The sequence below is a fragment of the Flavobacterium sharifuzzamanii genome (assembly GCF_003254585.1).
Lineage (GTDB): Bacteria > Bacteroidota > Bacteroidia > Flavobacteriales > Flavobacteriaceae > Flavobacterium > Flavobacterium sharifuzzamanii.
The window spans coordinates 528,945-543,177 of sequence record NZ_QJGZ01000040.1 but is presented as its reverse complement, the minus strand read 5'-3'; the positions used below and the strand labels follow the sequence as shown (position 1 = coordinate 543,177).

Below are 14,233 nucleotides of genomic sequence, written 5' to 3'. Positions count from 1 at the left end.
AACGTTTTCTTAAAACCAGTGTTTTTTAGTTAACATAAAAGAACGCTGCCCAGTAAAAAAGAAGATAATTATAAGAAGTGTTGTTTAAACGAAGCTGCTTTAGAGCATTGCTGATGTGTTTCTCTACAGTATGAATTGAAAGATCTAGTTTTGCTGCAATTTCAGCATTTGTAAAATGATCCATGCGGCTGAGGAGAAAAACCTCTCTGCATTTTGGGGTTAACTTATTAATTTGATCATTGATATTTTTCTCTAAATCAATATATTCCAAATCATTTATAGTCAGATTTGGGTCAGGAATACTCTCTAATATATCGATATGCTGCTGGTCAAATTTCAGATTTCTAATTTGATTGGCAATCTTATATTTTACGGCTCTAAAAAGGTAAGCTTCAAGATTTAGAATTACAGTGTTTGAGGCATTTTTCCAAAGGCTTATAAAGATTTCCTGTACGATATCTTCGCAGATCACCTCATCTTTATATATTTTAAATGCATAAGAATAAAGCTTTTTCCAATAACGGTTAAAAATAATTGAAAACGCAGCATCGCTTCCTTCAAAAATTAATTTCTGAAGTTCATCGTCTGGCATTTTCAATAGATCTTTTTCCATATAGATTAAAAAAACAAATGAAAAGGAACTGATAAAAAATACCTAAGAAACTAATTTAACTTTGTGTTAAATTAAATTCATAAAAAAAGGAACAAGATTACTTCTGTTCCTTTTTTTCATTTAATTCATTCGCACTTTTAAAAAAATTTCGACAGTACCAAAGAAATTTACTAGGCTATAGTATATTTTTTTTCTGTAATTGTAGTAGTAGTTTCAGTTGTGACACTGTCTACAAATCTCCATTCAGCTTCAGAACCAGACACCGTAAATTTTAAATAGGTATATCCTCGTTTGTATAAATTGGCATATTCCAAATCATCTATTAGAATAGTAAAAGCTTGCGCCAATTCAATTGCTTTTGAAGGATCGGAAGTAATTCCAAGATAGGCTTCTAATCCTGGAGATGAAACAGAACTGCAAGCTATTTCAGTTCCTATAAATTTTCCTTGCATATCGGTCAATTTTCCCATCCAAGCATTATGAGTATCTCCCGCCAACACGACAACATTTTTTCCTGAAAGCATGGCATAAAGCTGTTCCCTTTCTGCAAAATAACCATCCCACGCATCTAGATTATAAGGTAAAGTGGTTGTAATTCTGGCAATTTCCTGAGCCGTTAAAGAAGGATCTTTCTGCTGATGTCTCATTTTAAGAACAACGAGTGCAGATATTGCATTAATTAGTGCTTGCATAGTAGCTGGCTGTGCACTTCCTAACTTATCCACTTCTGTCAAAATCTGATTAAGCAGTATTAATAATTCTGCTGGAATCATCATTTTCGTCATTAAAATCTGCTGACCTAATACTTTCCATTTCGCAGTATCTGCATTAATCTGTGATCCCAGCCAAGTCATCTGTTCATTTCCAATTAATTTTCTGCTTGCGCTTAAAAGGTCTGTTCTGAATTTTGTCTGGTCAAAATTGCCTCCATTATCAATGTAATCAGCATAGCTCATTTGTTTATCTCTTGCAATAACCCTAGTATCCATCATATAAAGCGAAAGAATATTTCCAAAATTAAAGCTTCTATAGATTCTAAGGTCTTTTCCTGTTTTAAGAGGAATATATTCGCTGTAGGCTTGAAATGCAGCCATTTTTCTCATTTGAAAATCTCCCTCAGAAGGCTGATGGTTTTCGGCACCTGATTTATAAGTATCATTGGCAAATTCATGATCGTCCCAAACACAGATAAAAGGCTTTTTCTGATGAAGAAGCTGCAAGTTCTTATCTCCTCTATATTGTCTATAACGTTCTCTATAATCACTTAGACTTGTAATTTCCTTTGCCGGTCTGTGTTCTCTGCCAAGCGGATTTGTAAACGGATTTGTCCCATACTGTCCCGGAGCATATTCATAAATATAATCTCCCAAGTGAACAACGACATCTGCATCAGAAGAAGCAATTGCTCCATACACATTAAAAAGTCCTGCCGGAAAATTAGAACAAGAAACAACAGCCATTTTCACATCATTAACTGAATCTGTTTTTGATGGCAGAGTGCGCGTTTCTCCTGTAACGGTTACTTGTTTGGTTTTAGCATTATAGAATCGATAATAATACTTAGTATTGGAAGGAATGTTTTGAACATCTACTGCAATTGTAAAATCATTCATTGATGATGCACTAGCCTGACCTTTTCTAGTTACTTCAGTAAACGAAGAATCCTTGCTAATTTCCCAAGTAATTTCAGCATCTGAGCCTGAGGAATATCTTGTCCAAATAATGACACCTGTTTCAGTTGGGTCAAAACTGGCCACTCCAGTCTCGAACCCTTCATTTTTCATTCCTTCTGGTGCACCGCTGTTATCTGTTTTATCATCATCACTGCAACTTTCAATTAGAGGAGCTATGAAAACTCCTCCAGCAACTAATAAAGAATTCTTAAGAAACCTTCTTCTGCTAAAATCATTGTTATTTTCCATAAAAAATTTTTATATCAAAAAAACAATCTATTATCAGAATTGAAGTTACGTCACTTTTAAAATTATATTAACAATATATTTACTATATAAATATTGATTTGCAAAGCTCTTAAAAAGTATATCTTGATTATATTTTCTCAAAAAGAATTGAATAAAAAAAATAGCTAAAAATGTTAACTGCAAACATTTTAGCTATTTTTTTTGTTTTTATTTTATGTTTCTTTGCGCCCTCTATTTGCCAATGCAGAAATTAACTTTCCTTAATTCATAAGGGTTAGACAATCTTGAGGTACAAATGAGGTACAAAAATTTACAATTTAAAATCTTACAAAAACACCATTGGTAATGTGTCCAATACTTTTGCAGAATAATATGGTTTTCGAAAGAACTTTTAACTTAGTAGTTGAAACAAAAATATAAAAATAAATGTTAAATTAAAAAGTCTTTCTATTAGTTTTATAAATCTCCTTTCTTATTCTAACCCAAAAAAACTATCTGATTAAGAATGAAAATTCTCAAATGAAAAACGAAGATACACTTTCTCAAACAGCGCAGTCACATCTCCAGAAGTAAGACAAATTTCTCTATTCAGAATATCAAATGCTTTTGATGCAAACTTTAAGATAAAAAAATACAAGTCCAGCTATAAGGATTATTTTAGCCGGTAAGAAGTGAATTTCAAAATCGAGATCTACAAACCAAAATTTTAAAAAAAAATGGCAGAGAAACGAAGAAAATTTGACCGCAAATTTAAAGAAGACGCTATTTTAGCCAGTTACAGAGGAAGAACGCTAAAGGATATTGCAAAAGAAATTGGGGTGCTCCCCTGCGCGCTTTCCAGATGGAGAAGGGAATATGAAAAATACGGATCTGCAAGTTTCTTGGGGCCCGGTTATGCTAGAGTCCATCCTAAAGACAAAAAGCGCTTTGAACTTTCTAAAGAATGCAAGGAATCTGAATTAAGATATGAAATATTAAAAGACGGCTCCAGCTATCTTTTCCAAAACAAATTGACAATTTATGAATTCATAAAGAATAATGAAAAAAAGTATTCTATCAAAGAAATGTGCAATGTACTTGAAATTGGTTTAAGAGGCTATTTCAAATGGAAAAAACATGGCATCTCCGAGAGGCGGAAAAATATAATCGCATTAAAAAAAGACATCGCTTCAATTTACTTCCTCCATAAAAAACGGTATGGAAAAACTAAAATTACCAGAGAGCTGCAAGCGCTAGGATATGCAATAAAAGAGAGCACGGTTTCTTTTTATATGAAAGAACTTGGGCTGCGCCGCATAACTGCTCGAAAATTTAAAAAGACAACAGATTCTAATCATAATAACTATGTTCCCAAAAATATTCTTAACGGGATATTTAAAACAGATTCCCCATCTAAAGTTTGGGTTTCCGACATCACGTACATCCAAACTGATCGAGGATTCCTATACCTAACCATCATAATGGATCTATACGACCGAAAGATAATCGGCTGGAGCTGCAGCAGCACAATGCAGACCAGGGCAACCACTTTGCCAGCCTTTGAAATGGCCGTGAACAATAGAAAAATTAAAGAGGGATTGATCTTCCACTCCGACAGAGGGGTCCAGTACGCCAACGAATCTTTCTCTGGAAAATTAGAATTATACGGCTGTACGCGAAGCATGAGCAGAAAAGGGACCCATTGGGATAATGCCGTATGCGAAAGCTTCTTCAGTTCATTAAAAAAAGAACTGATATATAGAATAAAACTGCTTCCCCATATGCAGCTTAAAGCAGAAATATTCAATTTCATAGAAAATTGGTATAATAAAAAAAGGAGACACTCTTCATTGGATTATCAGACAATAGAAGAATTTAATGCCATACAAATCAAATCAGAAGATGCGCCTTTGGGCATAAATGAAAATCATCAATTAACAATATGAAGGAAAGAAAAAGAGTTTTTAGCCGTGATTTCAAAAACAGAGCAGTGGCGCTAAGCTATGAAAAAGGCAATATTGCCGGAGCAGCAAAAGAACTTGGCATTCTCAGATGCACATTATGCAGATGGCAGCAGGATGCTCTCAAATACGGAAGCGGAAGTTTTCCAGGATTCGGAAGGCTTAAATTAAGTCCAGAAGACCAGCAGATCCATGATCTCGAAAAAAAAATAATAAAAGCAAATCTTAAATTTGAAATCTTAAAAAAAGCGGGGAGATTTCTCCTTAAAGAAAGAGCGCAGCTCTTTTCCTTCATTGCGGAAAATGAAAAATCATACTCCATAAGATTAATGTGCAGTGTTTTAGAAGTAAACAGGCCTACCTACCATAAATGGAAAAATCCCTTGCTTTCCGAAAGGCAAAAAAGAAAAATTTTAATTCAGGAAGAAATATCCAATATTTTCTATGCTTGCGAGAAGCGCTATGGCAGCAAAAGAATTGCAGCTGAACTCCAGAATATGGGATATGAAATTTCAAGCTTTACAGTAAACAAATATATGAATGAACTGGGCTTAACAATCAGAACAAAGAAAATTAAAGGGAACTTGGAATATCAGATGTTACCTAGGGCTACCTGCGCAGATAGAGGAATAAGCAATTGATGCCTTTATTCTAGCTGCAGACTGCATATTTGCAAACCGCGTAAAACCAGCAGCTAAAAACGGAAAAAAAAGATTGCCCGCTTTATTTTTTTTTCAAAAAACCAAGCTCCGCCAATGCTCCATTATTGGCACAAATCCTCTGAACGCATTGAAAAACTAAAAATAGGCTAATTTTGAATTAGGAAAAACATTAATTTTGAACTAATGGTATAACTTCATTTTTTTGGATTATGACAAAGCAGATCAAGACCGGCAACCCGAAATCGGCCAGTTCCAAAAACCAGACAAAGAGCTTCAGCATGCAGATTCCTGAAGAATCGTATGCCTACCTGTTTTCAGAGATCAGCCATAAAATCCAATCCGATGTCAGGTATAATTTCAAGCGGATCTTTAAAGACGGGCTGCGATTCCTGAAAAAAAAGCATCCCAGAATCACCTGCGGTGAAGGGGCTGAAAGAAGGTTCTACAGAAAAATTAAAAAAGGCAAAAGGCCGCCATTAATTGCAACATCCCTTTTAATCCAGCAGAAGGATATCAATTGGATCAACAACTATATCGATGAAAAAATAAAAAAAGACATAACCTACTCTAAAGTAAATTTTGTTTTGGATCTTGTGGCTGAAATCAAAAAAAATAGAGAGAAGCTTTAGCCAGTTAAGATATAGCTATTTTAAGCCATATCGGAGTTCCAAAAATTCTCCAGAATTTGTAAGGCGTGCATTGACAAGAAATACAAATGTAGTACAGAGTTTACAAAACAGAAAATAACAAGAAACCGTTGACAATATTGTCCTAAAGTAAAAGTTTAACTTGGAAAACAGCCTGTTTCAAGAGAACATTTAAACAAGTATTTGAAACAAATATAAAAAATAAGTGTTAGCTTAATAAGACATTTATAAAAAATCTCAAATATTTAATCTAAAGCGTCGATTCCGTCGAAAAAGCAACTAATAAAATTATAGAATTTAAAAGAGTTTATTAAAAAAAAATAAAGCCTGAAAGAATTCAGGCTTTAGATTAATTATATTTAACTTATGACATCATAATTTAATTAAAAATTGGGGAATGATCCTTCTCTGCGATTGGGCTCAAAGCTTTTTTCCCAGCTGAAGAACTAAATATCTTGCCCTCTGATTTCTTTACATCTCCAAAATACTGCATGCTAAAAGAAACATTATTCTGAGTTGCCGCAATTACGCCGTCTTTATAAATGCTTGCAGTACCTTTCCCGGTAAAACTAACTTTATATTTTTCTCCATTTTCGGTAACTTTGAAAGTTCCTTCAGTAGGCCGAATGCTAGTGCCGTTTGTAATCGACAGAGCGCCTTTTTCCGCATTGATATTTTTCCCCAATAAAGATTGTCCCCATTTTGTAAAAGTATAAGCTGTTGCTTCAGAAAAACCTCCATAACTATAATCTCCTTTTGCTAAATTATTTTGAAGAGAAGAAAACAATTCGAAGTAAACTACTGCTCCATCCTCAGCAGCAGAAATAGACTTAGATCGCAACGAAAAATCAATATTATAGGCATTTCCTCGAATACCAAAATTCTCCAGATAGCCTTGCGATAATTCTACCGTCTGACTCCCAATTTTTAGGAATCCTTTGTTTGCATTAGTATCTTGGCCACTTTCACTCTCACTTGAACACGAAGACAGCAGCATTATACAAGCCAAGACTAATAATTTTATATTATTATTCATATCTATGATGATTTTAATTTTAAAAAACTCTGCTTTTGTTATTCGGGATGAGCATTAAAATTCATCCCGAATCATAAACTTATTTAACGATAATTCTAGCTGTCTGTCCCGTCTTAAGACTTTTAATGAAATAACTGCCAGAAGCCAAATCAGAAACTGATATCTCCGTTTCAGCGCCAATTGCATCAACTTTTTTAACCAAAAGTCCGTTCATGCTGAAAATAACCAATTGATCAAATTCTGCACTTGATTTTAAGGTTACTTTTCCTGTAGCTACCGTTGGAAAAACTAAAAACTCTCCAAGTTTTTTCCAGCGTCCGTAAAGAGTAAAATTATCTTTCTGCGTAATGCTAAAACCTATTATTTCTTTTCCGTACAAAGCATCTGCATACCATCCTAAAAAGCGATATCCCGAACATTGCGCTTCTTCTAATGTAAAAGCAATGCCTGTTTGCAAAGTCGTTTTATTTGGGTTAACTGCTCCTGCAGGCAAATTCAAGTACGAAATGCTATAAAAAGCAGGCGGTTCATCCTGTTTATTATTTCCGTCTACTCCCCAAAAGGCATAAAAGGTCTGATTTCCTGTTGTAGTGCTGGCAATTTCTTTTATAGTATTAGGGGCTGTTGGTGAAACCGACCATCCGTAAAAAGTATAATCTTTTAAGGTTGGTACTGGCAATGCTAATACTGTACCTTCTGTATATTCTATGGGATTTAAACCAGAAATAGCATGTCCATCAATTGAATTTAAATAAGAAACACCCGATTTAACAATGGGTTTTGGATCTGGTTTGTTGTTTCCTCCTTCTCCCCAAAAAGCATAAAAGACTTGATTTCCTGTAGTAGTTGCCAGAATCGTTTTTAATAATCCAGGCGTTGTTGCTGTCGCGGACCATCCAAAGAAACTATAGCCTTCTAATTTTGGAATTTTTAAGTTTGTAACCGCACCTTCCATGTATTCGGCAGGATCAAGTATAATATCTTTTCCATCAATAGAATTAAAATAGCTTATTTTAGAAAACTTGGCATCTGCTTTTAGCCATCTTGGATCTCCCAAAACATTTCCTTCTAACGAAGCCTTGGCTAATGGAGAATTTTTAGAAAAGCTAAAATTACCTTGCGCTGGATTTGGGTATGCTAGTGCCACCATCCCTAAACCTAATAATGTCTTAATATTAGACTCTCCCACAGTAACCGATCCTTTCACTATCTGAGAAGAAACGCCAACAAGAAGATTATTGTCTAAAACCAGTTTTCCTGCTCCTGCAGCATTATTAGAATTAAATAAATAAAGCGGTTTTGCATTCTCCCGCTCGTCTTGGATAATGTTATTTTTGAAAGAATAAACAGAGGCACTATTGTACTGATTGTCTACAAACACAAATCCATTTCCGGTTTGATTGCCTGAATTGTAAATCGTATTGCTTTCAAAAGCAATGTTTAGTGTTTGAGTTGCAGCATTTTTATTTTGAAGAACTAAAAAGCTATTTGCCTTCTCGAAATTGAAAATAGTCGAATTTTTAACCGAAATCGAATTTACAATGCGAGAATCCGGCTGAATGAAACTTCCGCCTGTTGCTGCGCTTCCATCAACAATGCAATTTTCTATAACAATTTTAGAAATCACATTCTCTGAAACTCCATCGGTAACTAATAAACTTTGTTTAATTCCTTTGATAGTCGAATTTCTAATTTCAAAACTTGATATACTTGCTCCTTTTTTCAATTGAAGCAAACTTGCTCCACCATTTGTTAAATCAAAATCAACACCATTAAAACTGAAGCTTCCTGAAACAGTTTCTGGGTTTTCTGAAACGAAAGATCCTGCGAAAACAGGTTTTGCGCCAGCATCTGGAATAAATGCATATTTATGATTTTTAACAGCAAGATCAGCTGAGGCTGTATAAATGCCGCTTGCCATTATGAATTTTGATCCGTTTTCGGCAGCATTGTATTTTTCAACAAAATTCTGAGGATTTACATAAACATCTAAACTCCCGTTTTGATTCTCTGTAATATGATTTACAAGACTGTTGATGTAAACCTCAATGTTGGTATACTTGCCGTCAATCGTTTTTAAATTGCCATCTGCCGAACTGGCAGGATTTAATCCTTTTTCTGTTTCCCATTTATCAGGCATACCATCACTGTCTGTATCTGTCGGAGCTTCTCCAGAAGGCAGTACTGGCCATCCTCCAGCTGCTGAAGGCGTATCGATATAACCGTTTGTGCTTCCATTTCCACCATTCATAATACTTGCCTTGCCTGAGCGAGTATCCTCTACCGCTCTTTTATCTACCGCATCTCTGTATAAATTGGCACCTGCATTTTCTAGAACCAATTCATATGCTTTTGTGGCGCTGTGAGTCGTGATTTCTCCAAAAGCATGAGGCGCGCTAATTTTGAGTGAAGCTTTATCTGCATCGCTTACAGGAAGCTGGCTGCCGTGAAACTGGCTATACACCCCGTAAGTCCAGTTATCCTGAGTGGCTCTTTCTGATCCAACCACATAATTTCCGTCAACGAAATATTTCCCCCAAATTCCGTACAAAGGAGAGGCAGTGTCCAAACTTCTTCCTGTCGACAGAATGCGTTCTTTGGTTGAATTTGAAGTCCCAGGTCCTGGTTTCCAATAATTATTTACCAGATTCACATTCATGGCATCTCCGCCATAACAGCTGTTTCCGCCCCAATTGTAAATTACATTGTTGCGAATGTCAACCAAATCGGTTTTTGCAAAAATATCATTTGCATATTCTCCCAACCTTGGATTGCGGCTATCATGATGCGCTAACAGATTATGATGGAAAGAAGCATTTCTACCGCCCCAAACACCACCATATCCGTGGGCTCCTTTTGCATGAACAGAATTCCTAAGGCTTTCAGAAATAATGCACCATTGCAGCGTAAAGTTCTCATTTTGATAAAAAGAAACGCATTCGTCCGTTGACCAGCTCATAGAGCAGTGGTCTACAATGATATTTTTTTGAAAACGTCCTCCTAAAGCATCATTCTCCACATCATGAGTATCTCCCATTCTAAAGCGCAAATAGCGAAGAATAATGTTATTTCCTCTTACTTTAACATTATAATCTTTTAAAGTGATACCGCCTCCTGGGGCCGTTTGTCCTGCAATTGTAATATTATCGGTAATATTCAATTCGCTTTTCAATTCAATATTTCCCGAAACTTTAAAAACAACAATTCTAGGACCAGCCTGACCAATCGCATCACGAAGCGAACCCGCACCGGAATCATTTAGATTTGTTACATAAATCACTTTTCCGCCACGGCCTCCTGTCACATATTTTCCATAACCTTCGGCTCCTGGAAATGCAGGAATGCTTTCAGTTCCTCCACCTGTTATTTCTTTTTTAACTTCAATCTTTCCTTCTCCGTTAAAGAATTCAGGATTTGTCGTTTTATCGTAAGTTCCTTCTTTAAAATCTACTCCATTAATAGTAAGTTTTTGAACATTTAAAACGATATTCAATGACGCTTTCCCATTTTCTGTGATATTTAAATTTAAAGTGGAACCAGCTGCACGTTCATGGCTGAAAATAACATAATTATCCTGACCGATTTTAATACTCCCAGAACCAAAAGCATTTGCAGAAGCGCCTTCAATTACCGTTGGATAATTTAATGTTGGGAATTTTACGCTTTTCTGTCTAAGATCCCAAGTACCGATAAATTCGCTGTTATCACCTTTAAGAAGCAGAGTTCCTGTATTGGCATTAACACCTTGACCGATATTTAAAGGCGAAATGGTTCCGTTTCCTGATACGGAACCGCTTAAAGTCATTATGGTTTGATTGGCAATACCCGAAATCATTTCGAATTTCACTTTTCCAGAAATGACCATCGGCGCTTCTAAAGCCATGCCTGCACCGCTTGTATTATAGTATACTCGCGTTCCTTCTTTAAAAGTCAATACACCTGTAGCTTTATGAGCACCTCTCAAGCGAAGCGCTCCTGCATCAGATAAAGTCATGTCGGCAGGAAAAACTGTCGCGGTTGTTTCGATTTCTTTGGTGCAAGAAACGGTTTTACCTGCAACTGGCATTACAGCCGGATTATAATTTCCTGCATTGTCCCAGCTTTTATTTGCTGCCGCAGTAAATTCATAATCAAAATTTGATGACGGCGTAACTTCATTTGGCTTGTTATTTCCTCCAGCTCCCCAGAAAGCATATAAAGTCTGGTTTCCTGTTGCTGTAGCAGCAATTTCATTCAATGTATTTGCTGTTGTGGCAGAAGATGACCAGCCATAAAACGTATATCCAGCTAAAGTTGGGTTTGGCAATTTCGTCACTGTGCCCTCAATGTATTCTGTCGGAGTTAAACCCGATAAAGGAGTTCCATCAATTGAATTTAGATAAGCAATGGATGATTTAGCCGATCCACCATTAACAGCCATAATAATACTGCTCAAATCGCTTAATCCGCCGTATTCATTTGCTGCTTGAACAGTATAGGTGTAAGTTCCCGCAACCGCTGAAGGATCTGCAAAAGAAGCTTCTGTTGTAATGCCTAAAACTTTACCTTCTTTGCTAATCACATAACATATTGCATACGGATTTTCATCCCATTTTAAAGTGTTAGCAGCAGATACCACAAGATTTGAAGGTTTTGTAATCTGCTCTACCACTCTGCGCGGATCCCATTTGTCTGTTCCGCTTAATACATTATCTATCGTAAATTCATCAGCTTGCGCTTTGGTCAAAACTGGATTATAATTTCCTGTCTGGGCAACGCCGTTTACTGTAAATATATTAGTTCTGTTATCGGTATTTACTGCTACGCCATTTCCATTTACGCTATTGTATTCGGCAAAAAGTGCTGGTACGGTTCCCATACTTGCCCAACCGGCTGTATTAGGTTCAGTCATCATTTTGGTGTTAAGATAAACAGCTCTTGGTGCATTTTGCCAAGGACGCCCTAAATAATAACTTGTCGAAGCAGTAATGGTATTGTTATTAAAGATATAACCGTATTGAGTAGCCGTATCATGATTTGGCGCTACGATATAACCTGCAGCAACAGAAACCAGCTTGCACTCTTCAAACCAATGCGTTCCGCCGCCACAGATAAAATCAACATCTCCTTCGATCGTAGATTTATAGTAAAAACTTCTTTTTCCTCCGGTTACTTGCGTGTCTTGCTTGCTTCTAAGGCGAACTCCATTATAAACATTTCGATCTCCGGCAGGGTTTAATGCAGGTCTTTGTCCAGAAGTTGTAATTCCGTCTTTGTGTTCGATGGTTACATTTTCCATATACAAATCATTTGCTTCAATAGAGAGAACAGCATTTTTAATTCCCCATCCTGGATTTCCCTGCAAAATGACTTTGTCTTTAGATTGTGCAACCAGCGAAACGTTATTCTTTCCTGATGGAAGCTTTAAAACCACATCCTGCGGATTTGTTCCGTCTCCACCCAAATTATAAGTCCCGTTGGCAATCAGCACCAAAAATCTGGATGCCGAATTATTAGGTGCGGCATTAAAGGCTTCTGCAATTGTCTTTACATATTTTCCTGAGGCAATTTGATCTTCAGTAGCGTCAGCGTCTACAATTAAATCAAATTTACGTTTGGCAGGAATGGGCTTTTCCATTGTTTTAAATGACAAAGCAACAGCTGAACCGTCATTTCCAGAAAGGTCTTTTACAAATCCAGCTGGAATCGTAAAAGTATATTGCTTGTTATATTCCAATCCGAAATAGCTGAACTTTACTGTTTTATTTACAAATTCGGCATTTAAATTTTTACCATTTAAAACTGCATTTCCTGTTCCTGATTGAACCTGTTCATTATAGTTTAAAATAATGCTTCCATTGGCCGCCACAGAACCTGCTGATTCTGTTGGAAATGAAGATTCTAAAACTGGCGCAACAGCATCGCTAACCAAAACCTCATCGGCTTTAATCATTAAATTGGACAGAATTGTAGCTGTAACATCAATTGCAGATCCGTGTTTTGGTCCGTTTATATTTGGAATCCATCTTAAATAGATCTTTTCCTTTCCTTCGGCTTCGGCAGGAAGAACTCCGCCAATATTGGTAATCGTTCCAGTATTGATTGTCGTTAGAGCCGAAACATTCACAAAATTTACTCCGTCTAATGAATACTGGAATGTCCACTCATCACACCCATAATAGTAGCCCAATAAACCAGAAGCAACATTTATGTTTTTATAACCCACAGTTGAAAGTGTTGTCATAAAATAATAAAAATTTCCTCTTTCGGTATTCCAAACACAAAATCCGTTTTTTCCTCCTCTATTTTGAAGTCTAACATTGGGTGCAAAAACATTGTCTGCTATATTATAGGCAAATAGCTGCGGCCTATTTTCTACTTTAGAATATAATTCGGCCACTCTCGGATTTGCATACTGGTCATTTTTAAACGTCCATCCCGCAATAAAAGTCTGATTGGCATATGTTGCTGTAACTGTTTTATTTTCATTCATCACTGCAGAAGTGCTTAATGAAGTGGATCCATCAGCCCAATTGCTGAATTTTATAATATCGTTTTCCACTGCCGTAATCGTAACATTGGTTCCGCTTTCGTAAACCGAAAATGCGCCGTCTTTTCCTGCGGGAGAAACCGTATAGTCGCCTAAACCAAAAGCTCCGTCTGCATTTACGGTTAAAGTATAAGTTGGTACAGCATCATACTGCGCAACTAAGGTCATGTCTTCGTTTAGAGTAAATGTTAACGGATTGGCTGTTGAAATAACAGCTCCTTTATCATCTACCCATTGCTTAAAACTGTAGCCGAAATTTTTATTGGCAGTCAATTTTATTTCGGTTCCTTTTGCAAATGTAGTTCCAGCAGGATTAAGTGTAACAGTTCCAGATGAGGCCGGATTGACATCTACAGTCAATTTGTGCGTCACAGCATTTGGGTTGTCAGTTACTTTTTCGAAATAATCTACGTTAAACAAATATCCTGTTCCAGGTCCAAGAAAAACAAGATACAGATCATATGAACCTGTCGTTGGCGTGATGGCTGCCGAAAACTTCTTGTAATCGGTAAAGCTTGTGCTTCCTGATATCGTTGCAGAACCAATCAAAGTTCCTGTTGCAGAACCCAATCTAAATTCTATAGTTCCGCCAGTTGCTCCCGCCGCCGCAATATCAAAACGGGTAACAAATTCGGTAAAATTAACTGCATTAAATTTAATCCAGGTATTGTTTTTAATATACCCTACGTTTCCGCCTCCCGAACGGGCAGCATTGGTTTCTGCCCTTGCTCCCGAAGCTTGGTTAAATGTTTCAGCTTCAATCTTCTCAATAGTTTGAGAAAACCCCATTACTGTAAACAGTACGAGGAATAGATGAATAAAAAATTGTTTTTTCATTTGGTTTAAATATGGTCTTAGTTAGTAATAGCTTTCAAAAGAGTTTT

General features: G+C 36.4%; 7 protein-coding genes. 3 read left to right on the top strand and 4 right to left on the bottom strand.

Translation table 11 applies throughout. From position 1 onward, the window contains the following. Positions 1-25 precede the first annotated feature (25 nt). On the bottom strand, positions 26-613 hold the full coding sequence (locus DMA14_RS17155) for an RNA polymerase sigma factor (protein ID WP_111425802.1): 588 nt from the start codon (positions 611-613) through the stop codon (positions 26-28). A 170-nt stretch (positions 614-783) separates the two neighbouring features. Beyond that, the gene (locus DMA14_RS17150) at positions 784-2,535 is read right to left on the bottom strand and encodes an alkaline phosphatase D family protein (protein WP_111425801.1); all 1,752 of its coding nucleotides are present in this window, start codon (positions 2,533-2,535) and stop codon (positions 784-786) included. Positions 2,536-3,251: 716 nt separating this feature from the next. On the opposite strand from DMA14_RS17150, the gene DMA14_RS17145 reads away from it, so the two are divergent. The 3 genes from DMA14_RS17145 (at position 3,252) to DMA14_RS17135 (ending at position 5,766) form a co-directional block, all read left to right on the top strand. Then, positions 3,252-4,460: an IS3 family transposase gene (locus tag DMA14_RS17145; RefSeq protein ID WP_111425800.1), complete on the top strand. Its 1,209-nt coding sequence runs from the start codon at positions 3,252-3,254 to the stop codon at positions 4,458-4,460. After that, positions 4,457-5,116 carry a transposase gene (locus DMA14_RS17140; RefSeq protein ID WP_111425799.1) on the top strand — a complete coding sequence of 220 codons (660 nt, stop codon included), beginning with the start codon at positions 4,457-4,459 and terminating at the stop codon, positions 5,114-5,116. Before DMA14_RS17145 ends, DMA14_RS17140 begins: the two co-directional genes overlap by 4 nt. 230 nt (positions 5,117-5,346) lie before the next feature. Then, positions 5,347-5,766, top strand: a complete 420-nt coding sequence (locus tag DMA14_RS17135) for a hypothetical protein (protein WP_111425798.1) — start codon at positions 5,347-5,349, stop codon at positions 5,764-5,766. Between the two features lie 397 nt (positions 5,767-6,163). Here DMA14_RS17135 and DMA14_RS17130 read toward each other — a convergent pair whose 3' ends face one another. Then, a complete protein-coding gene (locus DMA14_RS17130) occupies positions 6,164-6,820 on the bottom strand; it encodes a hypothetical protein (protein WP_157957727.1) in 657 nt (218 codons plus the stop codon). Positions 6,821-6,899: 79 nt separating this feature from the next. Next, positions 6,900-14,186 (bottom strand): pectinesterase family protein, encoded by a 7,287-nt coding sequence (locus DMA14_RS17125; protein WP_111425796.1) that lies wholly within the window; start codon positions 14,184-14,186, stop codon positions 6,900-6,902. Positions 14,187-14,233: the final 47 nt, after the last annotated feature.

Bases quoted from the DNA above. Each gene is read 5' to 3' on its own strand.
- DMA14_RS17155 (WP_111425802.1), bottom strand. From the start codon at position 613: ATGGAAAAAGATCTATTGAAAATGCCAGACGATGAACTTCAGAAATTA.
- DMA14_RS17150 (WP_111425801.1), bottom strand. From the start codon at position 2,535: ATGGAAAATAACAATGATTTTAGCAGAAGAAGGTTTCTTAAGAATTCT.
- DMA14_RS17145 (WP_111425800.1), top strand. From the start codon at position 3,252: ATGGCAGAGAAACGAAGAAAATTTGACCGCAAATTTAAAGAAGACGCT.
- DMA14_RS17140 (WP_111425799.1), top strand. From the start codon at position 4,457: ATGAAGGAAAGAAAAAGAGTTTTTAGCCGTGATTTCAAAAACAGAGCA.
- DMA14_RS17135 (WP_111425798.1), top strand. From the start codon at position 5,347: ATGACAAAGCAGATCAAGACCGGCAACCCGAAATCGGCCAGTTCCAAA.
- DMA14_RS17130 (WP_157957727.1), bottom strand. From the start codon at position 6,820: ATGAATAATAATATAAAATTATTAGTCTTGGCTTGTATAATGCTGCTG.
- DMA14_RS17125 (WP_111425796.1), bottom strand. From the start codon at position 14,186: ATGAAAAAACAATTTTTTATTCATCTATTCCTCGTACTGTTTACAGTA.